This is a genomic window from Burkholderia sp. SJZ089 (genome assembly GCF_007828315.1).
Classification (GTDB): Bacteria; Pseudomonadota; Gammaproteobacteria; order Burkholderiales; family Burkholderiaceae; genus Burkholderia; species Burkholderia gladioli.
Genome location: NZ_VIUM01000006.1, coordinates 306832 through 333265, shown reverse-complemented (window position 1 = coordinate 333265; position 26434 = coordinate 306832). Strand labels below are relative to the sequence as shown.

Here is a 26434-nt window from a genome sequence, read left to right as displayed (position 1 = left end):
TTCCGAGCTCCGGCGTCCCGTGCGCCCGACGTTTCCGTGCCGCCACGCCGCTGCGCTCCCCGGCAAACCGTGGCGATGTCCGCGCCTTCCCGCGCCGCCGTCGTCCGCTGTCAAAGGAGCCTTTATCTTGACCGCCTCACACGTCAGCCCTTCCGCTGTCTCTTCCGCTAGCGCGTCGTCCGTCGACGCCCCCGTCACGGTCAACGACATCACCGTGGTCGACCAGTCCCTGCTCAAGCGCGCGGTGCGCGCGATGGCCATCGGCAATGCGATGGAATGGTTCGATTTCGGCGTCTACAGCTACATCGCCGTGACGCTAGGCCAGGTGTTCTTCCCCTCGAGCAATCCTTCCGCGCAGTTGCTGGCCACCTTCGGCACCTTCGCGGCCGCCTTCCTGGTGCGCCCGCTGGGCGGCATGGTGTTCGGCCCGCTGGGCGACCGCATCGGCCGCCAGCGCGTGCTCGCCATGACCATGATCCTGATGGCGCTCGGCACCTTCTCGATCGGCCTGATTCCCGGCTACGACTCGATCGGCATCATGGCGCCGGTGCTGCTGCTGGTCGCGCGCCTGGTGCAAGGCTTCTCGACCGGCGGCGAATACGGCGGCGCGGCCACCTTCATCGCCGAGTTCTCGACCGACAAGCGCCGCGGCTTCATGGGCAGCTTCCTCGAGTTCGGCACCCTGATCGGCTACGTGATGGGCGCCGGCGTGGTGGCCCTGCTCAGCGCCCTGCTCTCGCACGAAGCGCTGCTGTCCTGGGGCTGGCGCGTGCCCTTCCTGGTGGCCGGCCCGCTCGGCCTGATCGGGCTGTACATCCGCATGAAGCTGGAAGAGACGCCGGCCTTCAAGCGCCAGGCCGAGCTGCGCGAGGTGCAGGACAAGGCGATGCCGAAGGTCAATTTCCGTGAGACGCTCGGCCGCCACTGGCGCGCCATGCTGCTCTGCGTGGGCCTGGTGCTGATCTTCAACGTCACCGACTACATGGCGCTGTCCTACCTGCCGAGCTACCTGTCCTCGACGCTGCACTTCGACGAGTCGCACGGCCTGATGCTGGTGCTGCTGGTGATGGTGCTGATGATGCCGATGACGCTGGCCGCCGGCCGCCTGTCCGACCTGGTGGGCCGCAAGCCGGTGATGCTGGCCGGCTGTATCGGCCTGCTGGCGCTGTCGATACCGGCGCTGATGCTGATCCGCACCGGCGAGATGCTGCCCGTGTTCGGCGGCCTGCTGATCCTCGGCGTGCTGCTGTCCTGCTTCTGCGGGGTGATGCCCTCGGCGCTGCCGGCGCTGTTCCCGACCGAGATCCGCTACGGCGCGCTGGCGATCGGCTTCAATATCTCGGTCTCGCTGTTCGGCGGCACCACGCCGCTGGTCACCGCCTGGCTGGTGGACCGCACCGGCAACCTGATGATGCCGGCCTATTACCTGATGGGGGCGGCCGTGATCGGCGCGATCTCGGTGCTCTCGCTGCGCGAGACGGCGCGCCAGCCGCTCAAGGGCTCCCCGCCGGCGGTCGCCTCGCGCCGCGAAGCCCATGCGCTGGTGCGCGAGCTGCGCGAACGCGCCGACGAGGATGCCGACAAGGGCTACCCGGAAGTCTCGGCGGCCCGCGCCTGAGGCTGCGGCGGGGGCTCGGCTCCCGCCACCGGCAATCCCGAGACACCGCGTCGACCTCGCCGGTCGGCGCGGTTTTTTATTGGCTGCCGGCCCGCCGCTTCAGCCTTTTCCTTTACGCCCAAAAACGAACACCCCCGCCGAGGCGGGGGTGTCTGTCGTCCTGCGTCCCGAGCGGCGCGGCGGCGAGCCGCCGCCGCATCAATGCACGGCGCAGTGGCAGTTGCGGCAGGCCAGGCAGTCGATCAGCGAACGCGAGCGCTCGACCGCCGCGCGCACGCCGCGGCCCGCCACCACGAAGCCGACCTGCCCGAGATTGAAGTCGAGCGTCACCATCAGTTGCATCAGCGAGACCATCGGCAGCACGACGGACGGGTGATACAGGCGATTTTCGATCAGGGTTCTCATGGCGGGCTCCGGCGGACGATGGTTGGGCGACGGAGTGAATTCTACGGAGCGGCCGCCGGCGGATAAACCTGCCGGCGCCGAAGTCACTTGTTTGCCCGGCAGAACAATCGCCGTGCCTGCCGCGGGTGGCCGCGGCCCTGCCCGATCAGTCCAGCGGCGTGCCGGCGAACTCGGGCAGTGCCTCGGCACGCGCCGACAGCGCGGCGATGCTCGGGTAACGCCCGGCGTCGACGGCGGCCAGGGCCGGGTGGTCGGGCCGCACGTATTGCGTGAAGCGCCAGACCACCGCCAGCGTCACGTCGGCCTGGGTGATGCGCTCGCCGAGCAGCCAGCCGGTGGTGCCGAGCACGCGCGCCTCGAGCGCGGCGTAGGCGCCGTCGAGCTGCTGCAGGACCCGGTCGAGCCAGGGCTGGTGCAGCTTCTCGTCGGGCCGCAGGCCGCATTCGTAGACCACCTGCACGGTCTTCTCGGCCGCCGCCAGGGCGAGGCCGATCAGTTCCAGGGAGCGCAGCCGCGCGGCGGCATCCACCGGCAGCAGGCGCCGCTGCGGCTCGACCAGGTGGTCGAGGTAGTCGCAGATCAGCGAGGAGTCGAGCACCATGGTGCCGTCGTCGGTCAACAGCGTGGGCGCCTTGACCACCGGGTTCACGGCCCTGAATTCGTCGAAATGACGAAACACCGACAGCGGCTGGTGCTCGAACGACAGCCCGAGCAGCTTGGCCGACACGGCGGCGCGACGAACGTAGGGCGAATCCAGCATTCCGATCAGCTTCATCTGAGTCTCACTCGGTTGACGGCGGGACCGACGACTGTAACAGCGTCGCGCGGCCCGGCGCCAGTGCCGGAAGCGCCGGGAAGAGCGGGAAGGCCTCGCCCCGTCGATTCAGCAGGCGGCCAGCCAACCGGCCAGCGAGGGCCACAGGCCGCGATTGTCGTCGCGGAAATAACCCGCCTGGCCGATCGGGGCGTGCCCCGGATGCGGGGCGATCCAGCGCGACTCGACCTCGGCATGGATGAATTGCCGGTGCAGCGCACTGACGGCCGCCGGGGGCGCCAGGGGATCGTCCTCGATCGCATAGGCCAGGAGCGGGCCGCGATAGGCCTCGAAACCGGCGCGCGATGCCGGCCCCGCCGCATCCAGGTCGCCGCCCGCCTGCCGGCAGCCGCGCGCCCAATCGCGCGCGATGCCTGCCGGCACATCGGCCTCGGCGCCGAGCAGCAGCCGGCCCGGCACGCGCGACAGCAGCCGCCCGGCCAACGGCACCGTCACGTAACCGGCCAGCGCCAGCCGGATCCCGGCCAGGCCGCGCGCGTCGCCGCGATAGGCGGTGCCGGCCGCGATCGTGACGATGCCCGACAACTGGCCCAGGTTAGGCGCAAGACCGAGCAGCCGTCCTCCCGTGGCATGGCCGACGGCGAACTGGCGCGCCTCGGGCAGGCGCGCGGCGAGGCAATCGAGCGCGGCCGGCAGGTCGGCCTCGCCCCACTGCCGCAGCCGCACGCGATCGGCGTCGCCCACCGCCGTGCGCGAGCCGCCGATGCCGCGGTTGTCGTAGCTCAGCACGCTGAAGCCGGCTTCGGCCAGGAAGCGCGCGAACGCGTCGTAACGCGCGCGCGGCGTGCCCAGCGCGCTGTTGATCAGCACCGCGCGCCGGTTCGATACGGGGGGAATATGGAGCGAGCCCGTCAACGGTCGTCCGTCGCGCGCCGCGAACTGGAGAGTCTCGACCGTGATCGCCATCGTCTGCCTCGTCGTGGGAGCGGCTATTGTGCAAGCGAACGCGCAGGCCGCCAACTGCGTCGTCGCGCCGTTCCGGCGGGCCGCGCCGCGGCATCGCGCGGCACGGGCGGGCCGGTGTCTGTCCGGTCCGTCGAACGGTCTGCCATTATGGTGCCGGATCGAAACGGCGCGACGATGAAGAGACGACGCCGGCACCGACCGGCTTGGCGGCGGCGCATCGGGTTTCGCATGCGCGCGTGCCGGCCGTCATGTGCCGCAAGACGTGATCCAGCTCGCCGACGGCGGCCCGGATTTCAGCGCTCGGCGGCCGCCACGCGGTAGAGGCGCCAGAAGGTCTGCGCATAGGCTTGCGCAAGCCGCGGCACGTCGTGGAATACATTCAACTCGTGCACGCCGGGGCGCATGTCGGCACGCGGCAGCAGCGCGGCCGCGTCCGCGCCGCTGGCCGCCCTGGCCAAACCCGCGCGCCGGGCCGCGACCTCGGTCGCGACGGCATCGTCGACCACCAGGAACGGCGCGCGGATCAGGCCGGCGCGACGCGCGAACACCACCTCGACGCCGGTTTCGGCCAGCAGGGCCGCGCCGCTGTAGCGCAGTGCCGGCGCCGAACGGTCGAGCACCACGCGCACCGCGATCCCGCGCCGGCGCGCATCGCACAGGGCGGCCGCCAGCTTCGGCGACAGCGAGGCGTAACCGGCCACCAGCACGCGCCGCCGCGCGCCGCGCACCAGTTCGGCGGCCAGGTCGGCCGAGACGGCATCATCGGAAAAATAGGCGCTGGCGCTCGCGCCGACGAAGGGCGCGGGCAGCGCGAAAACGGCGGGCGCGACAAAGGCGGACGCCGCGCTGAAAGCGGCGGCAAGGCGGGCGTGTGGTCTCATCGGGCGCGTATTGTAGTCACGCCGATGCGGCTCGCAAGCGGTTTCTGCGCGGCGTGGCGCGGCGGCGACGAACGCGCGTTCGCCGGGCCGTGCCAGCCGCGTCCGGCGGCGGCTTCGGGTGCCGTGGATCGCCCGGCTTCCGGCCGGTATCGAGACCTTTCCGCTTGCACGGCGACGGCATGCCGCCGCTGCCTTCGCCGCCTCGTTCAAGCTGCCTCGATCATCCGCTTCGGCCGGATCCCTCGCGAAGCCCTCCACTTGCACGGCGACCTCTGCATGCCACCGCGCCCTTCAACCCGCCTCGATCCTCTCCAGCCAGCCGCGCACGCCGTCCAGCGAGCGGAAATCGGCCAGGCTGCGCGCCGGTATCGACGGATAGGCCGCACCCGCCATCTCGGCCAGCGCGCGGCCCGGCCCGAGTTCGAGGAAGGCGCTCGCGCCGGCCTCGACACAGGCGGCCAGGCAGGCGGCCCACTCGAGCGGCTCGGCGATCTGGCGGGCGAGCTTGTCGAGCCCGGTTTCGGTATCGAGCACGGCGGCGCCGTCGATACCGCTGAACAGGCGCGTGCCGGGCGCGCCGCGCGCGATCGACACGGCGCCGAGCGCATCGCGGAACACCGGCACGGCCGCCGCGAGCCGCGGCGTGTGCGAGGCAATCCGCACCGGCACCGGCACCACCCGCGCGGCGCCCCGTGCCAGCGCCGCCTCGGCCAGCGCCGCCAGCGCCTGGCGGCTGCCGGCCAGCACGCAGGCCTCGCCGGGATTGACGATGGCCAGCGCCGCCTCGCGGCCCGCACACAGCGCCTCGAGGGCGGCACGGCCCAGGCCGCGCACGAACAGCATGCCTTCGTCGCCGGCGCTGGCCGCGTCCATGGCCTCGGCGCGCGCGGCGATCAGGTCGAGCGCCTCGATCGCGCCGATCCGCCCCGCCACGTGCCAGGCGGCCAGCTCGCCGACGCTGTAGCCGGCCACGCAGCGCCGCCTCGGCAGCAGCGGCGCGAGCCGCGCGTGGGCCGCCAGCGCCTGCAGCGTGCAGAGCACTTGGGCGGCGCGATTGGCGCGCAGCGCGTCCTCGTCGGCGCGGCGCAGCCAGTCGCGCGGATCGGCGCCGAACCAGCGCGAGGCGTGGGCGAACCAGGGCTCGACCGTCGCATCCTCGCCGATCCAGTCGAACATGTCGGGGCCTTGCTGGCCTTGCCCGGAACAGAGCAGCGCGATCGTCATGGCGCTTCGAAGCCGTCGACGAACAGGCTCATCGCGAGCAGGTCGGCCGCGCCGCCCGGGCTGAGCCGCCGCGCCACGAAGGCGCGATGCACGGCCTCGGCGCGGGAGAGCCAATCGCTCGCTGCCACGCCACCGCGCGCCAGGAATTCGCGCGCGCCGCGCCGTGCGAAGGCCAGCCCCTCGGCGCCGCCGCGATGCAGCAGGTTGGTGTCGTCGAGCTCGGCGATCAGCGCGAAGCAGGCCTGCACGCGCGCGGCCGCCTCGTCGCCGGGCCGCAACTCGCGCGCCTCGCGCAGCGCGGGCAAGCCGATCCGGTAGACGCTAGGGAATCCGTCGGCCGCCTCCCGGCGCGCGCCGCCCACGCCGTGACGACGGATCGCGATCTCGCCATGGCTGTCGGATGGACGGGGCCCAAGCAGGATCTCGGCGCCCCATTGCCGCGCCACCCAGTCGCCCAGCGTCGGCCCGGCGGCCGGCCCGGGCGAGCTTGCATGACGCAGGCCCGCGGCCGCGCACAGCAGGCCCAGCCCGAAGATCGCCCCGCGATGCGTGTTCACGCCGCCGGTGGCGGCCAGCATCGCGTGCTCGGCGCGCAGGCCGATGCGGCGCAGCGCGGCCATCTCGCGACGCTCCGCGCCGGCGCGCGCGAGTTCGGCGAGGTACGGGCCGATCGCGGCGGCGCTGCGCGCGAAGGTGCCGGCGTTCATGTCCAGATGGCTGCCATTGTCGACGCGGCTGACCAGCCCCGGCTTCGGCCAGGTGTCCACCTCGAGCCGCAGGCAGCGCTCGGCGAAGGCGCCGATCATCGCCTCGGGCCCCTCGGCCGGCCGATCCGGCTGGCGGGGCGCGGGCAGGCGCAAGCGCGGGCGGCCCATCACGCGGCCCCCGCCAGGAAATCTCGCGGCGCCAGCAGCCGCACGTCGTTCGCGGTCTTCACCATCACCTCGTCCTGCCCCGCCTGCAGTTCGCGCCAGTTCGCGCCGGCGCCGTCGACGCGGATCACCTCGCCGTCGATGCGCATCGGCGCAACGGCCTCGCAGGCAGCCACGTCATCCAGCATGGCCGCGAGCGTCGCCAAGTCATCGCCGGCGGCATCGAAGCCGGGCGGCAGTTCGAACAGCAGATCGAGATCGGAATTCGCGGAAAGATAGGGCAAGCCCGTCAACCCTTGCCAGGCCAGGCTGCCGAAGGCGCGGCAGACGATCCGGTGACGGCGCGCGATCGCCTCCAGCGCATCGAGCGTGGCGCGCCAGGCAGGCGGCGCGACTTCGCGCAACGAATCCAGCGCGGGCGGCCGCTCGATCGAGACGATGGCCTCGGCCGCCAGGCTCACGCCGATCCGCCGCTTGCCGAGCGAGGGCGGCAGCGGCAGGCCGAGCGGCACGCCGGGACGGGCCGCGTCGCAGGGCCCCGGGCGCCGCACCATCAGCGGCCAGCCGCGCACGGCCCAGTCGCGCAGCACGGATCGCGCGGCCACGTCAGCCGCGTCGGCTACATCGGCAGCTTCGACAACCCCGGCCGCCAGCGCCGGCTCGGCGGCGAGCAGTGCCCGCCAGGCCTCGGGCGCGACGCGCACCAGGCCATGGCGGACCAGCGCGGCCTCAGCCGGCCGAGCGGACGAGTGCATGGACACGCTCCGCGATCCGCGCGGCGGCCGGGCGACCGCCGCGTTCGGCGCCGAGCCGGTCGCGACCATCGGCCCGGTCGGCCGGTGCATCGAGCCAGGCCGCCAGTTGGGCCCCGAGCGGCTGCGCCGGATCGAGCACGGCGTCGACGGCGCCCGTCTGCGCGAGATTGTCGAGACCGGGCGCGAACACCGCCGTCGATTTCGCCATCTCCTGCAGCACGTCGAACGGCAGCTTGGTGACGCGCGAGATCGAGGGCAGGTCCATCACCGCCGGCTCGGCGCCGGGCAGCGCGAGCAGCACGCGGGTGGCCAGCGCGGTGGCGATGAAGGCGCCCGCCGCCGTGCCGCCGTACAGCAGGCCGATGGTCGGATGGCCGCGCAGGCTCGCCAGCATCAGGCTCTTGGCCAGGTGCGCCAGGCATTCGTTGAGCCCGAGCAACTCGTCGCGCTTGCTCATGCGCTGGCTGGCGCTGTCGACCAGCACCAGGATCGGCGTGTCGCCGCCGCGCCGCACGATGTCGAGCACGCGCGAGGACAGCCACAGCGCCTCGTCGACGCCCACGAAGGCCCCGCCCGATACGCCGATCACCTCGACCACGCGCCCCGCCAGGCTGGCGCGGCCGGCCAGCAGGCCGTCGTCGCGGATCGCGATCTCGTGTTCGAAGGCGGCCAGGATCTCATCGAGCTTCATCGTGCTTCTCCCTTGACGGCTTGCAGGCGCTCGGCCAGCGCGGCGAAGGATTCGCCCGGCATGGCGGGGATCGCCTCGGCTTCGGCCTCGCTCGCGCCGAGCCGCTGCCAGACCTCGCGCGCGTCGGCGCAGTCGCCGTAGGCGGCAAGGCGCGCCTCGAGCCGCGTCTGCTCGGCGTCGAGCACCTCGAGGTCGAAGGCATGACGGGCCGCGAGCAGGTCGAGCGCGGCCGCGCGGAAGGCCGGCAGCGTGTCCTCGACGAAGCGCTCGGCGCCGCCGATCAGCCGGCGATGCTTGCCGCCCATGGTGCGCCAGACCAGCGCCCGATCCTTCGAATCGAATTCCTCGACGCCGCGATTGGTCTCGATCACCTCGGGGCCGGACACGCTGATGCGTCCCGGCTCGGACACCGCCAGCGCCGAGCAGCAGGCGGCCAGCAGGCCGCCGCCGCCATAACAGCCGGCGCGCCCGCCGATCAGCCCGATCACCGGCGTGCCGGCCGCGCGCGCATCGACCAGCGCGCGCATGATCTCGGCGATCGCCAGCTCGCCGGCGTTGGCCTCCTGCAGGCGCACGCCGCCGGTATCGAAGGCGATCAGCACCGGCGTGCCCGCCTCGCGCGCGGCGCGCAGCAGCCCGGTCAGCTTGGCGCCATGGATCTCGCCGAAGGCACCGCCCATGAAGCGGCCCTCCTGCGCGGCGACCAGCACCTCGCGCCCCTCCAGCCGCGCGCGGCCGACGATCATGCCGTCGTCGAACTGGCGCGGCAGCTCGAACAGCGGCAGGTGCGGGCTCATCTCGCGCTCGGCGGGGCCGACGAATTCCACGAAGGAGCCGGCATCCACCAGTCCGTCGATGCGCTGCCGCGCCGAGGCCTCGTACCAGCTCGCGCCGGCCGCCACGGGATCGAAACCGTTCATCGCTGGCCTCCCTCGATGGCGTGCACCGCCTGGGCCAGGCGCAGCGCGACCGTGTCGGGCCGCGCGCCGCCGTCGTTGATCGACAGGCGCAGGCCGCCCGGCGAGCGGCGCTCGACGAAGTCGGCGATCACCGCCTGCCAGACCTCGCCGAAGCCGACCGCCGCGGTCTGGATCTCGACCTCGCAATCGGTGCCGCCGAGCACGCGCTCGACCAGCACCTCCAGATTGCCGGAGGCGACCACGCCGACCAGCGCCGAGGCCGCCTCCCCCGCCGCGCGTTGCCGCGCGGTATGACGATAATTGAGCCGTTCCATTCGATTTCTCCCGCCGGCGCTTCCCCGAAGGCCGGCCGAAACGCGCGGCATGCCACGCGGCTCGCGGCGGCGGCACCCGAAGGCACCTTCGCCGCGCACTTGACTCACCAGTTCCGAAACCGCGAGGGCGGCGCGTACAGGCCGCCCGACCAGTGCACCAGGTCCTTCACCGAGCGCGCCGCCAGCAGGCGCCGGTCGGCATCGAGCGGATCGATGCCGAGATCCTCGGGGCGCCGGATCACGCCGCGCTCGCGTAGCCGCTCCACCAGCTTGCGATCGCGCCCGCGGCCGATCTCGGTATAACCGGCCACGCCGCGGATCGCATGCTCGCGCTCGTCCGCGTCGCGGCACAGCAGCAGGTTCGCGATGCCCTCCTCGGTCACCACGTGGGTGACGTCGTCGCCATAGACCATGATCGGCGCGAGATCGAGCTTGAGCCGGTCGGCCAGGCGCAGCGCGTCGAGCTGCTCGACGAACATCGGCGCGTTCTTCTCGCCGAAGGTCTCGCCGATCTGCACCACCAGCTTGCGGCCGCGCCGCAGCGCCGCCGGCGTGGCCGGATCGGCCTGCTCGCCGGCCTTCAGCCAGGGCTCGCTCGGGTGGCGCCGGCCGCGCGCGTCGCTGCCCATGTTGGGCGCGCCGCCGAAGCCGGCGATGCGGCTCTCGGTGACGGTCGAGGAATGGCCGGCCAGGTCGATCTGCAGCGTCGAGCCGATGAACATGTCGCAGGCATAGAGGCCGGCGGTCTGGCAGAACGCTCGGTTCGAGCGCAGCGAGCCGTCGGCGCCGGTGAAGTAGATGTCCGAGCGCGCGCGGATGTAGTCGTCCATGCCGACCTCGGAGCCGAAGCAGTGGATCTGCTCGACCCAGCCCGATTCGATCGCGGGGATCAGCGTGGGATGCGGATTGAGCGCCCAGTGCGTGCAGACCTGCCCCTTCAGGCCCAGGCGCTCGCCGTAGGTGGGCAGCAAGAGCTCGATGGCCGCGGTGTTGAAGCCGATGCCGTGGTTCAGGCGCTTCACGCCATAGGGCTGGTAGATGCCCTTGATGGCCAGCATCGCGGTGAGGATCTGGGTCTCGGTGATCGCCGCCGGGTCGCGCGTGAACAGCGGCTCGACGAAGAACGGCCGGCCCGCCTCGACCACGAAGTGCACGCGGTCGCCGGGGATGTCGACGCGCGGCACGCGATCGACGATGCGGTCGACCTGGGCGATCACGATGCCGTCCTTGAAGGCGGTGGCCTCCACCACGGTGGGCGTGTCCTCGGTGTTCGGGCCGGTGTAGAGATTGCCGTCGGCGTCGGCGCTGACCGCCGCGATCAGCGCGACCTGCGGCGTGAGGTCGATGAAGTAGCGCGCGAACAGCTCGAGATAGGTATGCACCGCGCCCAGCTCGATGCGCCCGCCGAACAGCAGCCTGGCGATGCGCTGCGACTGCGGGCCCGAGTAGGCGTAGTCGAGGCGCCGCGCGATGCCGCGCTCGAACACGTCGAGATGCTCGGGCAGCACGATGCCCGATTGCACCATGTGCAGGTCGTGGATCCTGCCGCTGTCGACTTCCGCGAGCGCGGCGGCCAGCAGGTCGGCCTGCTTCTGGTTGTCCCCTTCCAGGCAGACCCGGTCGCCCGGGCGCAGTACCGCCTCGAGCAGCGCGGTGGCATCCTCGGCCGCCACCCGCTTGCCGCGCGCGAGATGCGCGCCTGCCGCGAGGCGCGCGTCGCGTGCCTGTTGCGCCTGATTCCATGCCGTCATTGCGTCTCTCCTGCGATGCGTATCCGGTCGTGGCGACGATTGTAAGCCGCGCCCCGCGCGCGATTGATGAAGTTGCCGAATGCCACTCAGAGGCCGCGCCGATCGATCTCGCGCCGGGCCCGCCCGTCTTGCCGTAGACTGCTGCCACGGCCCGCCGCGCGCCCCTCGTTCCAGGCTGGCGAGCGCCGCTGCCGGCGCGTGCTCGCCGCGCTCGCGCCGGCAAGCCGTCCTTGCCCTGCCCCACTGGATTCCGCCATGCGTCCCTTACCGCCCGAGCTGCTGCGCAGCTTCGTCGCCGTCGCCCAGACCGGCAGCTTCACCGCCGCCTCGGAGCGCGTCAACCTCTCGCAATCGACCGTCAGCCAGCACATCCGGCGGCTGGAGGAACTGCTCGACCGGCCGCTGTTCGAGCGCGACACGCGCAACGTGCGGCTGTCCGCCAACGGCGAGGCGCTGCACCGCTACGCGAGCCGCATCCTGGAGCTGATGGACGAGGCCGTGATGTCGGTCTGCGGGCCGCCGCTGTCGGGCAAGGTGCGGCTCGGCATGTCGGAGGATTTCGCCTCCACCCACCTGGCCGCGGCGCTGGCGAACTTCATCCAGCGCAATCCCGAGGTCGAGCTGGAGATCGCCACCGGCCTGTCGGGCGACCTGTTCGACGCGCTCGACGAGGGGCGCCACGACCTGGTGTTCGCCAAGCGCGTCGCCGGCAGCCGGCGCGGACGCGTGATCCGCACCGAGCCGCTCTACTGGTGCACCGGCCCCGGCTCGCCGATCACCGGGCGCGAGGCGGTGCTGCCGCTGGCCCTGCATCCCGAGCCCAGCGTGTCGCGCCGGCGCGTGCTGGAGACGCTCGACGCGATCGGCCGGCCCTACCGGATCGCCGTGTCGAGCAGCAGCATCGCGGCGCTGCGCGCGGCCGCGGCGGCCGGGCTGGGCGTGTCGGCCTTCGCCGGCTACGTGATCCCGCAGGGCCTGGCCAAGCTCGACGCCGACCTGCCCGCGCTCGGCGATCTCGAATACGTGATCGACCGGCCGGCTTCCGCCTCGCGCTCGACGCTGGCGCTGGAGGCGACGCTCGCGGCCGCCGCCGCCGAATTCTGAAGCCGGCACGGCGGCAGCCTTCACCATCGCGCGTCAGGCATTCGTCAGGCCGCCATCGGCGATTCGTTAGCGATGCTTGACAAGCGGCAGCGCCCTGCCGGGCCGCCGCAAGCCAACTGACGAGCACGTCATCGTCCGGTCACGGTCCGGGCAGCCTCACGCGGCCAGAATGCGCCGCAACGGCCGTCGCGCACTCCGCGCGCCGGTGCGCACAACGCGCCGCGATGCCGATGAAGGAGCCCCATCATGCGATCCCTGTTCTGCCTGCCGCTGCTGCTGGCCGCCGTCGCGCCCCTGGCGCAGGCCCAGTCGTCCACCGCCGCCACGCCGCCCGAGAAGACCCACGCGCAAGTGGTCGCCGAACTGGTGCAAGCCTGGCGCGAGGGCACTATCCCGACCACCGACGGCGACTACCCGCCCAGCGACAGCACCATCGAGCGCAACCGCGCGCGCTTCGAGTCGAAGACGCCGAGCTGGGCCCAGCAGCCGCAAGCGCAAACGCAGCAATAAGCAGCGGCATCCGCGCGACCCGGGCGGCCCGCCGCCGCCCGGCCGCGACGATTGGCGAAACCGGCGAAACGCCCTAGGATGGGCGTGTTTCGCGCGCGGCACCGTGCCGTGCGCGCCTAGCCGACCGCCGCCATGTCCCCTTTCGCCACGCCCCGATCGGCAGCCGAGCCCGTCGACCACCTGCCCTACGAGAACACGCCGCGCCCAGTCGCCGCGATGGCCGCCCGCTATCCGAACGGCCTGCACATCGCCACGCACCGGCATCGCCGCGCGCAACTGCTCTACGCCATCGAGGGCGTGATGCAGGTGACCTCCGAAACGGGTGCCTGGGTGGTGCCGCCCACGCGCGGCGTCTGGCTCGAGGCCGGCCTCGACCACGCGGTGCAGATGAGCGGCGACGTGCAGATGCGCACCGTGTTCGTCGAGCCCTCGGCGGCGCTGGCGCTGCGCGCGCGCACCGGCGTGGTGGACGTGCCGCCGCTGCTGCGCGAGCTGATCGTGGCGGCGATCGACGTGCCGCTCGATTACGCGCCCGGCTCGCGCGACGAGCACCTGATGCAGTTGCTGCTGGCCGAGCTGAACTCGGTGCCGCAATTGCCGCTGCACCTGCCCTGGCCCCGCGATGCCCGGCTGCGCGCGGTCTGCGACGCGTTGCTGGCCTCGCCGCACGACGATCGCACCATCACCGAATGGGCCCGGCAATTCGGCATGTCGGAGAAGACCCTGTACCGCGGCTTCAGCCGCGAGACCGGCATGACCTTCGGGCGCTGGCGCCAGCAGGCGCGCCTGCTGCTGGCCTTGAAGCGCCTCGCGCACGGCGAGAAGATCCTCGGCGTCGCGCTCGACCACGGCTATCGCAGCCAGAGCGCCTTCACCGCGATGTTCAAGCGGCATTTCGGCGTGGCGCCCTCGGCCTTCTACAACTGAGAAGCCGACGCGGCGAGCCGAGCGCTCAGGGCAGGAAGCTGCGGCGCCGCGCTTCGATCAGCTCGACCAGCAGGCGATCGCGCTCGGCGCCGAACTCGGCGATCGAGCGCTCGCCCTGGATCTCGCGCAGTTCCTCGACCAGCTTGCGATCGACCGTCTCGTTGAAGGACGGCGTGCCGAGATCGTCCCACCAGCTCGTGATAGGCCCCGACAGATGGTCGAGGAAATGCGCCATGCCGCCCTCGCCGCCGCCGAGGTGGTAGGTCAGCCCCTGCCCCATCAGTCCCCAGCGCAAGCCCGGCCCCCACGACACGGCCTTGTCGGCGTCGGCCACGCTGACCACGCCCTCGCCCACCAGGTGATAGACCTCGCGGAACAGCGCGGCCGCCAGCCGGTTCGCGACATGGCCGGCCATTTCCTTGTTGAGCACGATGGTGACCTTGCCGAGCGCGTCGTAGAAGCGTTTCGCGCGCGCGAGGGTCTCGGCCGAGGTGGCCTCGCCGCCGACCAGCTCGACCAGCGGAATCAGGTGCGGCGGATTGAAGGGATGCGCGATCAGGCAGCGTTCGGGATGGCGCTCGCAGGCGCTCTGGATCGCCGACATGGTGAGCCCCGACGAGCTGGAGGCGATCAGCGCCTCGGCCGGCAGCCGCGCATCCATGCGGCGATACAGCTCGCGCTTCACGTCGAGCCGTTCCGGGCCGTTCTCCTGCACGAAATCGACGCCGTCGAGCGCGGCCTCGAGATCGGCCTCGAAGCGCAGCCGCGCCGCGCATTCGCCGAGGCGCGTCTCGCCCATGAAGCGCCGCAGCGCGGCGTTCAACTGCGCGGCCGCCTCGGGTGCCGGGTCGCTCACCACCAGTTCGAAACCCTGGTCGAGATAGAAAGCGGTCCAGCTCGCGCCGATCACGCCCGCGCCGACCACGGCAATGCGTTGGATGTCCATGGGATGCGTGTCTCCGATGTAGTTGAGTCGTCCGGGAAGCCCGTCGACGATTGTCGCATCGATCGGCCCTTGCGCGTCGCGAAGCGCAGGCGAGGCACGCCGTTCGCCGCGAATCCCTGCGCGCGCGACCGATAATGAAAAACGCCACGCGGCTTGCGGCCAGCGTGGCGTTCTTCTTATGAAGCCCGACCTCAGTCGGCCAGGCGCGACTCGAACTTCGCCTTGGTCTCGCTGAGCGCCTGCGGCAGGCGCGCCTTCAGCTTGTCGAACAGCTCGTCATGCAGCGCGAGCTCCTCGCGCCAGGCCTCGCGATCCACCGAGGCGACCTGCTCGTACTGCGCCGGCGTGAAGGCCAGGCCCTGCCAGTGCAGGTCGTGATAACGCGGCGTGATGCCCAGCGCATGCTCGACGCCCTCGCCGCGCCCGTCGAGACGATCGAGCATCCACTTCAGCACGCGCATGTTCTCGCCGAAGCCGGGCCAGGCGAAGCGGCCGTCGGCATCCTTGCGGAACCAGTTCACGCAGTAGATCTTCGGCAGGCTCGCGCCCGAGGCCTCGAGCTGCTTGCCGAGCGTGAGCCAGTGCGAGAAGTAGTCGCTCATGTTGTAGCCGCAGAACGGCAGCATCGCGAACGGGTCGCGGCGCACGATGCCCTGCTTGCCGGCTGCCGCGGCGGTGGTTTCCGAGCCCATGGTGGCGGCCATGTAGACGCCCTCGGTCCAGTCGCGCGCCTCGGTCACCAGCGGCACCGTGGTCGAGCGGCGCCCGCCGAACACGAAGGCGTCGATCGCCACGCCGGCGGGATTGTCCCAATCGGCGTCGATCGACGGGCATTGCGAGGCCGGCGCCGTGAAGCGCGCGTTCGGATGTGCGGCCTTGCGGCCGGTCTCCTTGCCGATCTCCGGCGTCCAGTCCTGGCCCTGCCAGTCGAGCAGGTGGGCGGGCGGCGTGTCGGTCAGGCCTTCCCACCAGACGTCGCCGTCGTCGGTCAGCGCGACATTGGTGAAGATTACGTTCTCGCGCAGCGTGGCCAGCGCATTGGGATTGGTCTTCTCGCCGGTGCCGGGCGCCACGCCGAAGTAGCCCGCCTCGGGATTGATCGCGTAGAGCCGGCCGTCGGCACCGGGCTTGAGCCAGGCGATGTCGTCGCCGATGGTGGTGACCTTCCAGCCCTCGAAGCCAGCCGGCGGGATCAGCATCGCGAAGTTGGTCTTGCCGCAGGCCGAGGGGAAGGCCGCCGCGATATGGCGCTTGGTGCCGTCGGGCGCGCTCACGCCGAGGATCAGCATGTGCTCGGCGAGCCAGCCCTCGTCGCGGCCCATGGTCGAGGCGATCCGCAGTGCGAAGCATTTCTTGCCGAGCAGCGCGTTGCCGCCGTAGCCCGAACCGAAGCTCCAGATCTCGCGCGTCTCGGGGAAGTGGACGATGTACTTGGTGTCGTTGCAGGGCCAGCGCACGTCGGCCTGGCCGGCCGCCAGCGGATGCCCGACGCTGTGCACGCAGGGCACGAAATGGCCGTCCTCGCCGAGCACCTCGTACACGTCGCGCCCCATGCGCGTCATGATCCGCATGTTGACCGCCACGTAGGGGCTGTCGGACAGCTCCACGCCGATATGCGCGATCGGCGAGCCGAGCGGGCCCATCGAGAACGGCACCACGTAGAGCGTGCGACCGCGCATCGCGCCGCGGAACAGCCCGTCGAGCGTGACGCGCATCTCGGCCGGCGCGATCCAGTGATTGGTCGGACCCGCGTCCTCGCGCGCTTCGCTGCAGATGAAGGTGCGATCCTCGACGCGCGCGACGTCGGACGGATCGGACAGCGCGAGGAACGAGTTCGGACGCTTTAGCGGATCGAGCCGGATCATGGTGCCCTGCGCGACCATCTGTTCGCACAGCCGGTCGTATTCCTCCTGCGAGCCGTCGCACCAGACGACGCGTTCGGGTTCGGTCAGCGCGGCGATGCGCGCCACCCAGTCGACGAGGCCGCGGTGCCGGACGTACTCGGGTACGTCGAGCGATACGGAATGCGTAGCCTCGAGCGCATGGCTTCGGGTCATGGAAATCTCCAGGTAGTTGAACAGGAATTCGGTGAGTGGCGCGCGTCCCGGCATGAAGCTTCAGCGTGGACGCGGCGGCGCATGGATGCGGGCGAACGAGGCAAGATGCGGTTCGCGACGAACCGCAGCCGTTGCGCGAGCGCGCGGCACGGGCGTTGCGGGCGGGTTCCGGCGCAATGCGGCGGCGCGGCGGCGGAAATAGCCGCGGCCGGCACCAGAACCTTCTGGCGTATCGAGAGGCGAATCGATCTTGGTCATCGGCATCGCGAGCTTGCCGATGCCGACCTCGTTATAAGAAAGAAGGCCAGCATACCATCGCGCTCCCGCAGTTTGGGACGGCTGGAGGGCGCGATTCGGGATGATCCCGATAGGGATCGCCCTGAAGCGGGGCGCGACCCCGGCGGTTCTCCCGGCGCCGCCCTCCACGCGGGGCCTTTTCCTCGCGGACACGACGGCGCGCGCGAAACATGGCGAGAGGCTCGCGCCCCGGCCATCGATGCGCGTACAGGCTCGATTGACGATGGCCTCTTGAATTCGCGCACGGCGTTCCTACCTGTGGAGCCATGAGGCGAGCGCGACCCGCGCCGCCGGTTGACAACGCATCGCACGCCGCGTGTTTCAAACAGGGCCGCGCGTGCCGATCCTCGAGAGGACTCGAACCATGACCACTTATCGTTTCGGTGCCGGCCTGTTCGGCGAATTCGACCGGCTGCAGCGGCAGATGTCGGGCCTGCTGGCCGCGCCCTCGTTCGCGGCGGCCGCGCGCAGCGGGCGCTTCGACAGCTTCCCGCCGATCAACATCGGCGCCTCCGACGAGGCGATCGAGATCGTGGTGGCGGCACCGGGCATGCAGGCCGGCGACTTCGACCTCAGCATCGACAAAGGACTCCTGACGATCACGGGCGAGCGCCGCGAGGCGCAGGCCGGCCCGGCTGCACCGCAGGCCGAAGGCGAGGCGCCGCGTGCCGCCGCTCGCGTGCTGGCCCGCGAGCGCTTCGGCGGACGCTTCCGGCGCGCCGTCGAACTGCCCTCGAATGCCGATGCCAACGACATCCAGGCGCGCTACGAGGATGGTTGCCTGCGCATCCGTATCGCGAAGCGCGCGGCGTCGCAGCCGCGTTCGATCCAAGTCCAGTAAACAGCCTCGAGGAATATCGCCATGAACACCACGTCCGAACTGATCGATCGCCCCGCCGTCGCCGACACTGCCGCACCGGAATCCACGCAAGCCAGCGAGGCGCCGCGCCGCGGCCCGGCCGTCACGCCGGCCGTCGACATCGTCGAGGACAGCGAGGGCATCACGCTGTGGGCCGACCTGCCCGGCGTCTCGAAGGCCGGGCTCGACCTGCGCGTGCACGACAACCGCCTGACCATCGACGCGCAGGTGTCGCTGCCGCAGACCGAAGGCCTGCGCCTGCAGCATGCCGAATGGCGCGCGCCGCGCTACCTGCGCAGCTTCGTGGTCAGCCCGCACTTCGATACCGCGCGCATCGAGGCGAACCTGCGCGACGGCCTGCTGACGCTGCGGATCCCGCGCCGCGCCGAGGCGCTGCCGCGCAAGATCGAGGTGGCCACGGGCACGGCCTGAGCCTGGTCCGCCATCGGCGCGCCGTCGCCATCAAGGCGCGGCGCCCGATGCCGGGGCCGCGCCCGCGCCGGGCCGGCCCCTCTCGATCCCCCTCCCGCCAGCTCCCGGCGGGATTTTTTTCATGGTGCCCGGCGGCCCCAACTGCAGGCCGACATCAGGGGAAACTATAATAGCGGCCGGTCACGCAACCGGCAGGGGCCTCGCAGCGCGACGGCCGCGCGGCGGCGGGCCCGCCCCTAACTCGACGCCATGCACAATCGACCCAGCCTGATTTCCCTGACTTGCGCGCTTGCCGCCGGCACCCTGCTGGCGGCCTGCTCGTCCGCGCCCAAGCCGCTGTACACGCAGGAGCAGTTCGACGCATCGAGCAGCCCGTACACGCATACCTTCCACGAGAGTTCGACGGCCACCTGCGAGGCGGCGCGCCGCGCGCTGCTCAGCCAGGGCTACATCACCAACCTGGCGCGGCCCGATACGGTGGACGGCAGCAAGAATTTCCAGCCGAACAACGATACCCACGTGGTGATCGAGTTCCACGTGGTCTGCGTCGACGCCGATGCGGACTCGAGCTCGAGCATCGCCTACGTGAACGCGGTGCAGGACCGCTACACGCTGAAGAAGACCAATACCTCGGCCAGCGTCGGCCTCTCGGTGCTGGGCTCGGTGTCGCTGCCGATCGGCTCGAGCGACGATTCGATGGTGAAGATCGCCAGCGAGACGATTCCCGCCGGTGTGTTCTACGACCGCTTCTTCAAGCTGGTCGATCACTTCCTGAAGGTCGACCCGGCACGGCACGGCAAGGCCGCCGCCAAGGCCGCCGAGAAGGAGCCGGTGGCGCCGCTGCCGGAACCGGCCCCGAGCACCGGCACGCCCGGCGACGACGGCTCGGTGAAGCTGAAGACGCCGGCGGTGCCGACCCCGCCCTCGGCACCGATCTCGGGCCTCGCGCCGGTGCCGGTGGCGGCCACCGGCGCGGCCGCGCTGGCGACCGTCGCGCCGGGTGCCGCCCAGGCCCATGCCGTGACGGCTCCTGGCGCGACGATGCCGGCAGCCCCGGCGGCAAGCCAGGCGCAGGCCGGTTCGCCGAGCCCGGCGCCGGCGCCCGCATCGAGCGCTGCCGCGCCGGCCGTCGTGCCGCACCAGGCCGCCGCCGCGGGAGCGAATCTTGCCCCGGTGCCCGCCACTGCCGCGGCCAACGGCAACCAGGCCGTGGTGCCCTCGACCGGCACCTCCGCCGTGGAAAACGGCGGCGCCGCCCAGGCCGCCGCGGCCTTCACGCCGGGCATCAATGCCTCGGCCGCCGCCCAGGTGGCACCGGCCGCGCCGGGGCTGGTGAACGTGACGCCGGGCGCGGCACCGGCCACGCCGAATCCGGCACCTGCCGCGCCGGCCAGCGCGTCGGCACCGGCCGCCACGCCGAACGCCGCGGCCCCGTCAGCGCCGGCTCCCTCGCCGGCCGTGCCCGCCTCGATGCCGAGCGCAGTGCAGGCAGCGGCCCCTGCCGCTTCGGCACCGGCCGCCTCGACGCCCGCTGCCTCGACGCCCGCTGCCTCGACGCCCACCACATCGGCACCCGCTGCCGCCTCGGCTGCCACGCCGAATCCCTGAGCCTGCGCTTGCGCCCATCCTCGTCGCTCATCGCGAGCGACGAGGAATATCCCCCGCCGAGATTCGAAATCCATCAGCGATGCGATGTGTCGTTGACACCACCGCTCGCCAATGCCGCCGAGCAGCAGCACATCGAGCTGTTCATCGGCGACAGCCAGGAACCGGCGGCCTATCACAAGCTCACCACGCGCGACGGCCCGCGCGAAACCACGCTCAATTCCGGCAACGGCAAGATCCGCTTCGAGGTGACGGTCAACGGCAAGACATCCGATGGCCAGCCGTTCACGGTCAATTTCGGCATCCTCGTTTCGGAAGACGGCCACGACAGCGATTGCAACGACGGGATCGCGGTCCTGCAATGGCCGATCGGCTGATTGAAAAAGGAAACAGGAATGCAAAACGGCCGCCCCGAATACGGGCGGCCGTTTTTTCGATGCATCACGCCTCGCTCCGGCATTCGTCCGGAGCGGGACACACGCGATTCGCTCAATCCCATTCAGGCGCCAGGCCAGCCGGGCTCACTTCGCGGCCGTTGCGCTCGAGGCCGGCGATGCGCGCCATCTCCGCGTCGCTCAGCTTCAGGTCGCGAGCCAGCAGGTTGCTGGCCAGGTTGGCGCGCTTGGTCGACGAGGGGATCACCGCGTGACCGAGTTGCAGGGCCCAGGCCAGCGCCACCTGCGCCGGCGTCGCGCCATGCGCGGCCGCGATCTCGCCGAGCACCGGGTCGCCCAGCACCTTGCCGTAGGCCAGCGTCATGTACGAGGTCACGGCGATGCCCTGCGATGCGAGGAAGGCCACCAGCTTGCGATTCTGCAGATAGGGGCTCAGCTCGATCTGGTTGGTCGCGATCGCCTCGGCGCCGAGCACGTCGATCGCCTCCTGCGTCAGCGCGATATTGAAGTTCGAGATGCCGATCTCGCGCGTCAGTCCGCGCGCCTTGGCTTCGGCCAGCGCCTCGAGCGTGGCCGCCAGCGGCACGCCGTTGCCGGGCGCGGGCCAGTGGATCAGCGTCAGGTCCACCTGGTCGGTGCGCAGCTTGGCGAGGCTCGCCTCGAGGCTCGGCGCCAGCTTGTCGGCCGCGTAGTGGTCGACCCAGATCTTGGTGGTGAGGTACAGCTCCTGGCGCGCCACGCCCGATTCGGCGATCGCGCGGCCGACGTCGGCCTCGTTGTCGTAGATCTGCGCGGTGTCGATCGCGCGGTAGCCGAGCTCGAGCGCGTCGCGCACCGAGTCGACCACCACCTGCCCTTTCAGGCGAAACGTGCCGAGGCCGAACGGAGGAATGCGATTCATGATTCGTTGTCCTGTCGATGAGTGCCGGCGCGATGCCGGCCGGATAAGGATGAAAAGCGGATGAAAAGCGGCGCGCCGGGCGCGCCGCGCGAGTCTTCGGGCGCTCAGCAGGCCAGTGCCCGCGGACGGCGGCGCAGTTGCGAGAGCACCAGCAGCAGGCCCAGCACGGCGATTCCCGCGCCGACCATCGGCACCGCCGAGTAACCGAGGCCCGAGGAGATCGCCGCGCCGCCGGCCGCCGCGCCCAGCGCGTTGCCGAGGTTGAAGGCGCCCACGTTGACCGAGGAGGCCAGGCCCGGCGCTTCCGAGGCGGCGCGCATCACGCGCATCTGCAGCGGCGGCACCACCGCGAAGGTCGCGATGCCCCACACCAGCAGGGCCAGCGCGGCACCCACATGGGTCGCGGCCAGCATCGGGAAGGCCAGCATCACCACGATCAGCAGCAGCAGGAAGGCGATCAGGCTGCCGTCCAGCGAGCGGTCGGCGAGGCGGCCGCCGGCCACGTTGCCGATCGAGAAACCGACGCCGATCAGCACCAGCATCGCGGTGACGAAACCCGGCGTGGCATGCGTGAGCTGCGCGAGGGTCGGCGCCACGTAGGTGTAGAGCGTGAACATCGCGCCCGCGCCCAGCACCGTGGTGGCCAGCGCGCCCAGCACCACGGGGCGCGTGAGCACCGCGAGTTCGGCACGCAGCTCCGGCATGCGGCCCGACTCGCCCCTGGGCAGGGCCGCGAACAGCCCCGCGATCGCCAGCAGGCCGAGGCCCGCGGTGGCGACGAAGGACATCCGCCAGCCGATCATCTGGCCGAGCCAGGTGGCCGCCGGCACGCCGCCCACATTGGCGATGGTGAGGCCCATGAACATGGTCGCCACCGCGCTGGCCTGCCGCTCGCGCGGCACCACCGAGGCCGCCACCACCGAGCCGATGCCGAAGAAGGCGCCATGGTTGAGGCTGGTGACGAGGCGCGCCAGCAGCAGCGTGGTGTAGTCGGGCGCCACCGCCGAGAGCAGGTTGCCGATCGTGAAGATGCCCATCAGCAGCATCAGCGCGGTGCGCCGCGAGGCGCGCGCCAGCAGCAGGGTCATCACCGGCGCGCCGACCATCACGCCGATCGCGTAGGCGCTGATCAGCATGCCGGCGCTCGGGATCGTGACATGCACGCCCTCGGCGATCACCGGCAGCAGCCCCATCGGCGAGAACTCGGTGGTGCCGATGCCGAACGCGCCAACGGCCAGCGCGAGCAGCGGAAGCGTCGAGCGCGGGGCCGACGCGGCGGGGGAGGAGGAAGCGTTCATGGCAGCGGGTCCTGTGGCGAAGCGGACGACGGACGTCCGCGATTTCGGTTGATGCGTAGTGTGCCCGCGATGTTGCCATGCAAAAAGCCGGTCGTCGTGGAAAGACCCTTGACTCGAAGTCAATGATCGGGGCCCCGACGAGCCCTCCACCCTTGCCATTTCAAGGCAAGTACACGCATCATCATTCACGCTTATTATTTCAATAAGTGTTTTTTATTGCCTCGCCATCACGAATCTCCGCGCAATATGCCAATTCCCTTCATTGCTTCGGCGATCCGGCCGCAGCCCGCATTCCCGCACGAATTTCCTCCCGAAGCCCAAATTCGATCTTTTGCTCTGTTGATGCATAATTGATCTATCGCGCCGCAGCACGGCTGGACGGCGCCATCCTTCATAAGCATCGAGACAGGAGGCAAGGCATGAGCACCGAATCGCTCGCGATCGACACCGGCCGGAAGCGCTCGCAGGCCGCCACCATGCGCATCACGGCGGCCGTCGCCGCGATCGCCGGAGGCCTCTACGGCTACGACACCGGCATCATCTCGGGCGCGCTGCCGCTGATCGCGCGCGATTTCGCGCTCGACTACCGCGCCCAGGAATGGGTGGCCGCGGCGATCCTGCTCGGTGCCGTGATCGGCGCGCTGGCCTGCACGCGCCTGTCGGCCAGCCTGGGCCGGCGCCGCACGATCCTGGTCGTGTCCGCGATCTACACCGTCGGCGTGATCGCCGCCGCGCTGTCGCCTTCGGCGCTCTGGCTGGGCGCGGCGCGCCTGGTGCTCGGCTTCGCGGTGGGCGGCTCGACCCAGATCGTGCCCACCTACATCGCCGAACTCGCCGAGCCGGCGCGGCGCGGCCGGCTGGTCACCTATTTCAACGTCTCGATCGGGATCGGCATCCTGATGGCGGCCATCGTCGGCGTGGCCGGCCAGCAGCTGGTGGACTGGCGGCTGATGATCGGCCTGGCGGTGCTGCCCTCGCTGGTGCTGCTGTTCGGCATCTCGCGGCTGCCCGGCAGCCCGCGCTGGCTGGTCGAGCAGGACCGCCTGCACGATGCGGGCGCCGCGCTCGCGCAGGTGCGCGACTCGGAGCGCGCGGTGCGCGAGGAGCTGGCCGAGATCCGCGCCACCGTCGAGCGGCAGCGTCGCGACGGCGCCGGCGGCTGGCGCGCGATGCGCGAGCCCTGGGTCAGGCCCGCGCTGGTCGCCGGGCTCGGCGTGGCCGCCTTCACCCAGCTCACCGGCATCGAGATGATGATCTACTACACGCCGACCTTCCTGCGCGACGCCGGCTTCGGCGCGTCGGCCGCGCTCTGGGCGGCGCTGGGCGTGGCCACCACCTACCTGGTGATGACCGTCGTCGGCAAGCTCCTGGTCGACCACGTCGGGCGCCGCGCGCTGAGCCTGGCGACGCTGCCGGTGGCCGCCGCCAGCCTCGCCGCGCTCGGCTGGGTGCTGCAGGACGGCGCCGGCGGCGCGCAGCGGCCGCTTTGGATCGTGGCCTGCCTGATCGTGTTCATGATCTTCAACTCGGGCGGCATCCAGCTGATCGGCTGGCTGCTCGGCTCCGAACTCTATCCGGTGGCGATCCGCAACCAGGCCACCGGCGCGCACGCGGCCACGCTGTGGGGGTCGAACCTGCTGCTCACGGGCACCGCGCTGAGCATGACGCAATGGCTGGGGGTGGGCGGCGCGATGTGGGTCTATGCGGCGCTGAACCTGCTGGCCTGCCTGTTCATCTATTTCGCGGTCCCGGAGACGCGCGGGCGCAGCCTCGAGCATATCGAGCGCGCGCTCAAGGAAGGCCGCTTCACGCCGCGCGCCGCCGCCCGCGCGCGCCGCGCGCCCTGAAACGCCGCGGCTGCGGCGGTCGCCGCCGGGCAAACCCATGTCGGGCGCCGGGATGACCGGCGCCCGACGTTCCCGGTATCATGGCCGGTTACCGCAGGAGAACTTCCCCATGTCATCCCCCTTCCCTTCCACGCTGCGCACCGATCGCGCCCTGATCAGCGACTGCGACGGCGTGCTGGTCGACAGCGAGGCCATCGCCGAACGCATCGTCATCGAGCGCCTCGAGGCGCTCTGGCAGGTCGAGGGCGTGCACGACGCGATCCGCCCGCTGCTCGGCATGCGCACGGCCGTGGTGCTGACCGAGGCCGCCAAGGTGTTCGGCCGCAGCATCGACGAGCCGCAGATCCACGCGATCCGCGAGGAGATCCGCACGCGCGCGGCCGATGCGCCCGAGATCGCCGGCGCGGTCGAGGCGCTGAAGTCGATCGAGCTGCGCCTGGCCTGCGCCAGCAACAGCGACCTCGATTATGTCGAGCGCGTGGTCAAGCGGCTCGGCCTGGACAGCGTCTTCGGCGCTCGCCTGTTCACGGGCGAGCGCGTGGCACGGCCCAAGCCCGCGCCCGACGTCTACCTCGCCGCCTCCGAAACGCTGCAGGTGCCGCCCTCGGGCTGCGCGGTGGTGGAGGACAGCGTGACCGGCGCGCGTGCCGCGCTGGCCGCCGGCATGACCGTGCTCGGCTTCACCGGCAGCGCGCACGCGCCGGCCGAGCGGCGCGAGGCGCTGCGCGAGATCGGCGTGCACGTCACCTTCGAGCGCATGACGGAACTGCCCGGCGTGGTGGCGCGCTGGCTCGACGGCGAGTTCGGCGTGGCCAGCGATACGTCGCAGCCGGCGAATTCGGCGGCCTGAGCAGGCGCGGATCGCCGGGCGGCGGCCGACCTCGGCCCGGCGGCGATCCATCGATTCGGTGCCGTAAAAACAAAACGGGCCGTCTCCCGCGAGACGGCCCGTTTCGTCACGACGCGGCGGCCATGCACCGCCGCGTGCCGTTCATTCCGCGCTCAGAGCGCCGGGATCACATCGATGCGCAGCGCGGCACCGCCGTTGGCGACTTCCAGCAGGCGATCGACGTTCGGGTGCGCGCCGGGACGGTTGCGTGCGTCGGCCGTGTGCTCGCCGAATACCGCCAGGCCATGCTCGGCCGCCTTCGCGTCGAGCGTGCCGAACACCAGTTGCAGATAGTGATAGACGGCCAGCGAGCCTTGCTTGCCGGGCTTGTTCTCGATGGTGGCGAGCACCGCGCCGCTGGCATCGACCAGGTCGATGCGTTCGATGCCGTCGATCGGCGGCAGTTGGGCGAGGTTGTCCTTGAAGACGGGGGTCGGTTGAATCACGGCAGGCTCCGCTGGAGTTCGGTAAAAGTGGGCGGGCCGTATCTTAGTCGATATTGCCGGCCGGCACCGGACGACGCCCGCCACCTCGCCGATCGACACAGACCGGCGCGGTTTTTCGGCGCCCGGTAGAATCGATCGCCTCGTTCACCGCCCCGCCCCTTGCCATGACGCATTTCGCTCCCGTGCGGCTCGACCATGCGAGCCGCCTGCTCAACCACGGCCCGACCGTGCTGGTCACCAGCACCGACGGCACGCGCCGCGACGTGATGGCCGCCGCCTGGTCGATGCCGGTCGAATTCAAGCCACCGCGCCTGGCCGTGGTGATCGACAAGAACACCTATACGCGCGAGCTGATCGCCGCGAGCGGCATCTTCGGCATCGTGGTGCCGGGCTTCGCCGCGCTCGACCTGACCTTCGCGGTGGGCAGCGCGAGCGGCCGTGACGAGGACAAGTTCGCGCGCTACGCGATCGACGCGCGCCCCGGCCCCGAACTGGGCGTGCCGGTGATCGAGACCGGCTGCGCGGCCTGGCTCGAATGCCGCCTGATTCCGGAGCAACACACCGAGGATGCCTACGACACCTGCTTCTGCGAGGTGGTCTCGGCCGCCGCCGACAGCCGCGTGTTCGCCGACGGCCACTGGAACCTCGACGACAGCCACCCGGAGCTGCACACCATCCACCATCTCGGCGCCGGCAAGTTCGTGCGCGCCTCGAGCATCACGCAGGCCAAGCCGCTGTAAGCGGCCAGG

At 71.3% G+C, this 26434-nt stretch carries 28 protein-coding genes; 11 read left to right on the top strand and 17 right to left on the bottom strand.

Going from position 1 to position 26434, the window contains the following annotated elements:
• Positions 1–127 precede the first annotated feature (127 nt).
• Positions 128–1618, top strand: coding sequence for a glycine betaine/L-proline transporter ProP (gene proP, locus FB600_RS13970; RefSeq protein WP_096749343.1), 1491 nt, complete (start codon positions 128–130; stop codon positions 1616–1618).
• Between the two features lie 198 nt (positions 1619–1816).
• Here proP and FB600_RS13965 read toward each other — a convergent pair whose 3' ends face one another.
• The 11 genes from FB600_RS13965 to mdcA all read right to left on the bottom strand — a co-directional run bounded on the left by FB600_RS13965 (position 1817) and on the right by mdcA (position 11172).
• On the bottom strand, positions 1817–2023 hold the full coding sequence (locus tag FB600_RS13965; RefSeq protein WP_013697349.1) for a hypothetical protein: 207 nt from the start codon (positions 2021–2023) through the stop codon (positions 1817–1819).
• A gap of 145 nt (positions 2024–2168) precedes the next feature.
• Positions 2169–2798: a glutathione S-transferase family protein gene (locus FB600_RS13960; protein ID WP_145756881.1), complete on the bottom strand. Its 630-nt coding sequence runs from the start codon at positions 2796–2798 to the stop codon at positions 2169–2171.
• A gap of 108 nt (positions 2799–2906) precedes the next feature.
• Positions 2907–3764 carry an alpha/beta fold hydrolase gene (locus FB600_RS13955; RefSeq protein ID WP_096749344.1) on the bottom strand — a complete coding sequence of 286 codons (858 nt, stop codon included), beginning with the start codon at positions 3762–3764 and terminating at the stop codon, positions 2907–2909.
• A gap of 293 nt (positions 3765–4057) precedes the next feature.
• Complete coding sequence (locus tag FB600_RS13950) at positions 4058–4645, bottom strand: hypothetical protein (RefSeq protein ID WP_145756882.1); 588 nt, start codon at positions 4643–4645, stop codon at positions 4058–4060.
• A 291-nt stretch (positions 4646–4936) separates the two neighbouring features.
• Positions 4937–5869, bottom strand: coding sequence for a malonate decarboxylase subunit epsilon (mdcH, locus tag FB600_RS13945; RefSeq protein WP_096749346.1), 933 nt, complete (start codon positions 5867–5869; stop codon positions 4937–4939).
• Complete coding sequence (mdcB, locus tag FB600_RS13940; protein WP_374941947.1) at positions 5866–6747, bottom strand: triphosphoribosyl-dephospho-CoA synthase MdcB; 882 nt, start codon at positions 6745–6747, stop codon at positions 5866–5868. The genes mdcH and mdcB overlap by 4 nt, the downstream gene beginning before the upstream one ends.
• Positions 6744–7496, bottom strand: coding sequence for a malonate decarboxylase holo-[acyl-carrier-protein] synthase (mdcG, locus tag FB600_RS13935; RefSeq protein ID WP_098154801.1), 753 nt, complete (start codon positions 7494–7496; stop codon positions 6744–6746). The genes mdcB and mdcG overlap by 4 nt, the downstream gene beginning before the upstream one ends.
• Positions 7471–8187, bottom strand: coding sequence for a biotin-independent malonate decarboxylase subunit gamma (mdcE, locus tag FB600_RS13930; protein WP_098154269.1), 717 nt, complete (start codon positions 8185–8187; stop codon positions 7471–7473). Before mdcE ends, mdcG begins: the two co-directional genes overlap by 26 nt.
• The gene (locus FB600_RS13925) at positions 8184–9107 is read right to left on the bottom strand and encodes a biotin-independent malonate decarboxylase subunit beta (RefSeq protein ID WP_013697341.1); all 924 of its coding nucleotides are present in this window, start codon (positions 9105–9107) and stop codon (positions 8184–8186) included. Before FB600_RS13925 ends, mdcE begins: the two co-directional genes overlap by 4 nt.
• Positions 9104–9421, bottom strand: a complete 318-nt coding sequence (mdcC, locus tag FB600_RS13920) for a malonate decarboxylase acyl carrier protein (protein ID WP_098181142.1) — start codon at positions 9419–9421, stop codon at positions 9104–9106. Before mdcC ends, FB600_RS13925 begins: the two co-directional genes overlap by 4 nt.
• Positions 9422–9525: 104 nt before the next feature.
• Positions 9526–11172, bottom strand: a complete 1647-nt coding sequence (gene mdcA / locus FB600_RS13915) for a malonate decarboxylase subunit alpha (protein WP_036034115.1) — start codon at positions 11170–11172, stop codon at positions 9526–9528.
• 255 nt (positions 11173–11427) lie between these two features.
• Between mdcA and FB600_RS13910 the strand changes: the two genes are divergently transcribed.
• From FB600_RS13910 to FB600_RS13900, 3 genes are all read left to right on the top strand, one after another.
• Positions 11428–12276 carry a LysR family transcriptional regulator gene (locus tag FB600_RS13910; RefSeq protein ID WP_013697338.1) on the top strand — a complete coding sequence of 283 codons (849 nt, stop codon included), beginning with the start codon at positions 11428–11430 and terminating at the stop codon, positions 12274–12276.
• A 246-nt stretch (positions 12277–12522) separates the two neighbouring features.
• Positions 12523–12786 (top strand): DUF4148 domain-containing protein, encoded by a 264-nt coding sequence (locus tag FB600_RS13905; protein WP_096749348.1) that lies wholly within the window; start codon positions 12523–12525, stop codon positions 12784–12786.
• A 132-nt stretch (positions 12787–12918) separates the two neighbouring features.
• Complete coding sequence (locus FB600_RS13900) at positions 12919–13713, top strand: AraC family transcriptional regulator (RefSeq protein WP_017920509.1); 795 nt, start codon at positions 12919–12921, stop codon at positions 13711–13713.
• Positions 13714–13738: 25 nt separating this feature from the next.
• Here the strand turns inward: FB600_RS13900 and FB600_RS13895 are convergent, their stop codons facing one another.
• From FB600_RS13895 to FB600_RS13885, 3 genes are all read right to left on the bottom strand, one after another.
• Positions 13739–14659: a 3-hydroxyacyl-CoA dehydrogenase NAD-binding domain-containing protein gene (locus FB600_RS13895; RefSeq protein ID WP_096749350.1), complete on the bottom strand. Its 921-nt coding sequence runs from the start codon at positions 14657–14659 to the stop codon at positions 13739–13741.
• A gap of 191 nt (positions 14660–14850) precedes the next feature.
• Positions 14851–16716: a phosphoenolpyruvate carboxykinase (GTP) gene (locus FB600_RS13890; protein WP_145756883.1), complete on the bottom strand. Its 1866-nt coding sequence runs from the start codon at positions 16714–16716 to the stop codon at positions 14851–14853.
• 60 nt (positions 16717–16776) lie between these two features.
• A complete protein-coding gene (locus FB600_RS13885) occupies positions 16777–16974 on the bottom strand; it encodes a hypothetical protein (RefSeq protein WP_124083773.1) in 198 nt (65 codons plus the stop codon).
• A 403-nt stretch (positions 16975–17377) separates the two neighbouring features.
• On the opposite strand from FB600_RS13885, the gene FB600_RS13880 reads away from it, so the two are divergent.
• The 4 genes from FB600_RS13880 to FB600_RS13865 all read left to right on the top strand — a co-directional run bounded on the left by FB600_RS13880 (position 17378) and on the right by FB600_RS13865 (position 20286).
• Complete coding sequence (locus tag FB600_RS13880; RefSeq protein WP_025098599.1) at positions 17378–17854, top strand: Hsp20/alpha crystallin family protein; 477 nt, start codon at positions 17378–17380, stop codon at positions 17852–17854.
• A gap of 21 nt (positions 17855–17875) precedes the next feature.
• Positions 17876–18304: an Hsp20/alpha crystallin family protein gene (locus tag FB600_RS13875; protein ID WP_096749351.1), complete on the top strand. Its 429-nt coding sequence runs from the start codon at positions 17876–17878 to the stop codon at positions 18302–18304.
• A gap of 249 nt (positions 18305–18553) precedes the next feature.
• The gene (locus tag FB600_RS13870; protein ID WP_145756884.1) at positions 18554–19912 is read left to right on the top strand and encodes a DUF2242 domain-containing protein; all 1359 of its coding nucleotides are present in this window, start codon (positions 18554–18556) and stop codon (positions 19910–19912) included.
• Positions 19913–19980: 68 nt separating this feature from the next.
• Complete coding sequence (locus tag FB600_RS13865) at positions 19981–20286, top strand: fucose-binding lectin II (RefSeq protein ID WP_308729490.1); 306 nt, start codon at positions 19981–19983, stop codon at positions 20284–20286.
• 112 nt (positions 20287–20398) lie between these two features.
• Here the strand turns inward: FB600_RS13865 and dkgB are convergent, their stop codons facing one another.
• Both dkgB and FB600_RS13855 read right to left on the bottom strand, forming a co-directional pair.
• Positions 20399–21205, bottom strand: a complete 807-nt coding sequence (gene dkgB / locus FB600_RS13860; protein WP_096749353.1) for a 2,5-didehydrogluconate reductase DkgB — start codon at positions 21203–21205, stop codon at positions 20399–20401.
• 104 nt (positions 21206–21309) lie between these two features.
• Positions 21310–22503 (bottom strand): MFS transporter, encoded by a 1194-nt coding sequence (locus FB600_RS13855; RefSeq protein ID WP_098154273.1) that lies wholly within the window; start codon positions 22501–22503, stop codon positions 21310–21312.
• Positions 22504–22922: 419 nt separating this feature from the next.
• Here FB600_RS13855 and FB600_RS13850 point away from each other — a divergent pair, with 419 nt between their 5' ends.
• Both FB600_RS13850 and FB600_RS13845 read left to right on the top strand, forming a co-directional pair.
• Positions 22923–24350, top strand: coding sequence for a sugar porter family MFS transporter (locus FB600_RS13850; protein ID WP_145756885.1), 1428 nt, complete (start codon positions 22923–22925; stop codon positions 24348–24350).
• A 109-nt stretch (positions 24351–24459) separates the two neighbouring features.
• Complete coding sequence (locus tag FB600_RS13845) at positions 24460–25200, top strand: HAD family hydrolase (RefSeq protein ID WP_098181146.1); 741 nt, start codon at positions 24460–24462, stop codon at positions 25198–25200.
• A 152-nt stretch (positions 25201–25352) separates the two neighbouring features.
• Here FB600_RS13845 and FB600_RS13840 read toward each other — a convergent pair whose 3' ends face one another.
• A complete protein-coding gene (locus FB600_RS13840; protein WP_025098607.1) occupies positions 25353–25685 on the bottom strand; it encodes a DUF2322 family protein in 333 nt (110 codons plus the stop codon).
• A 164-nt stretch (positions 25686–25849) separates the two neighbouring features.
• On the opposite strand from FB600_RS13840, the gene FB600_RS13835 reads away from it, so the two are divergent.
• Positions 25850–26425: a flavin reductase family protein gene (locus FB600_RS13835; RefSeq protein ID WP_013697324.1), complete on the top strand. Its 576-nt coding sequence runs from the start codon at positions 25850–25852 to the stop codon at positions 26423–26425.
• Positions 26426–26434: the final 9 nt, after the last annotated feature.

Excerpts from the sequence above, each read along its gene's own strand:
- FB600_RS13965 (WP_013697349.1), bottom strand. The coding sequence starts at position 2,023 with ATGAGAACCCTGATCGAAAATCGCCTGTATCACCCGTCCGTCGTGCTG.
- FB600_RS13960 (WP_145756881.1), bottom strand. The coding sequence starts at position 2,798 with ATGAAGCTGATCGGAATGCTGGATTCGCCCTACGTTCGTCGCGCCGCC.
- FB600_RS13955 (WP_096749344.1), bottom strand. The coding sequence starts at position 3,764 with ATGGCGATCACGGTCGAGACTCTCCAGTTCGCGGCGCGCGACGGACGA.
- FB600_RS13950 (WP_145756882.1), bottom strand. The coding sequence starts at position 4,645 with ATGAGACCACACGCCCGCCTTGCCGCCGCTTTCAGCGCGGCGTCCGCC.
- mdcH (WP_096749346.1), bottom strand. The coding sequence starts at position 5,869 with ATGACGATCGCGCTGCTCTGTTCCGGGCAAGGCCAGCAAGGCCCCGAC.
- mdcG (WP_098154801.1), bottom strand. The coding sequence starts at position 7,496 with ATGCACTCGTCCGCTCGGCCGGCTGAGGCCGCGCTGGTCCGCCATGGC.
- mdcE (WP_098154269.1), bottom strand. The coding sequence starts at position 8,187 with ATGAAGCTCGATGAGATCCTGGCCGCCTTCGAACACGAGATCGCGATC.
- FB600_RS13925 (WP_013697341.1), bottom strand. The coding sequence starts at position 9,107 with ATGAACGGTTTCGATCCCGTGGCGGCCGGCGCGAGCTGGTACGAGGCC.
- mdcC (WP_098181142.1), bottom strand. The coding sequence starts at position 9,421 with ATGGAACGGCTCAATTATCGTCATACCGCGCGGCAACGCGCGGCGGGG.
- mdcA (WP_036034115.1), bottom strand. The coding sequence starts at position 11,172 with ATGACGGCATGGAATCAGGCGCAACAGGCACGCGACGCGCGCCTCGCG.
- FB600_RS13910 (WP_013697338.1), top strand. The coding sequence starts at position 11,428 with ATGCGTCCCTTACCGCCCGAGCTGCTGCGCAGCTTCGTCGCCGTCGCC.
- FB600_RS13905 (WP_096749348.1), top strand. The coding sequence starts at position 12,523 with ATGCGATCCCTGTTCTGCCTGCCGCTGCTGCTGGCCGCCGTCGCGCCC.
- FB600_RS13900 (WP_017920509.1), top strand. The coding sequence starts at position 12,919 with ATGTCCCCTTTCGCCACGCCCCGATCGGCAGCCGAGCCCGTCGACCAC.
- FB600_RS13895 (WP_096749350.1), bottom strand. The coding sequence starts at position 14,659 with ATGGACATCCAACGCATTGCCGTGGTCGGCGCGGGCGTGATCGGCGCG.
- FB600_RS13890 (WP_145756883.1), bottom strand. The coding sequence starts at position 16,716 with ATGACCCGAAGCCATGCGCTCGAGGCTACGCATTCCGTATCGCTCGAC.
- FB600_RS13885 (WP_124083773.1), bottom strand. The coding sequence starts at position 16,974 with ATGACCAAGATCGATTCGCCTCTCGATACGCCAGAAGGTTCTGGTGCC.
- FB600_RS13880 (WP_025098599.1), top strand. The coding sequence starts at position 17,378 with ATGACCACTTATCGTTTCGGTGCCGGCCTGTTCGGCGAATTCGACCGG.
- FB600_RS13875 (WP_096749351.1), top strand. The coding sequence starts at position 17,876 with ATGAACACCACGTCCGAACTGATCGATCGCCCCGCCGTCGCCGACACT.
- FB600_RS13870 (WP_145756884.1), top strand. The coding sequence starts at position 18,554 with ATGCACAATCGACCCAGCCTGATTTCCCTGACTTGCGCGCTTGCCGCC.
- dkgB (WP_096749353.1), bottom strand. The coding sequence starts at position 21,205 with ATGAATCGCATTCCTCCGTTCGGCCTCGGCACGTTTCGCCTGAAAGGG.
- FB600_RS13855 (WP_098154273.1), bottom strand. The coding sequence starts at position 22,503 with ATGAACGCTTCCTCCTCCCCCGCCGCGTCGGCCCCGCGCTCGACGCTT.
- FB600_RS13850 (WP_145756885.1), top strand. The coding sequence starts at position 22,923 with ATGAGCACCGAATCGCTCGCGATCGACACCGGCCGGAAGCGCTCGCAG.
- FB600_RS13845 (WP_098181146.1), top strand. The coding sequence starts at position 24,460 with ATGTCATCCCCCTTCCCTTCCACGCTGCGCACCGATCGCGCCCTGATC.
- FB600_RS13835 (WP_013697324.1), top strand. The coding sequence starts at position 25,850 with ATGACGCATTTCGCTCCCGTGCGGCTCGACCATGCGAGCCGCCTGCTC.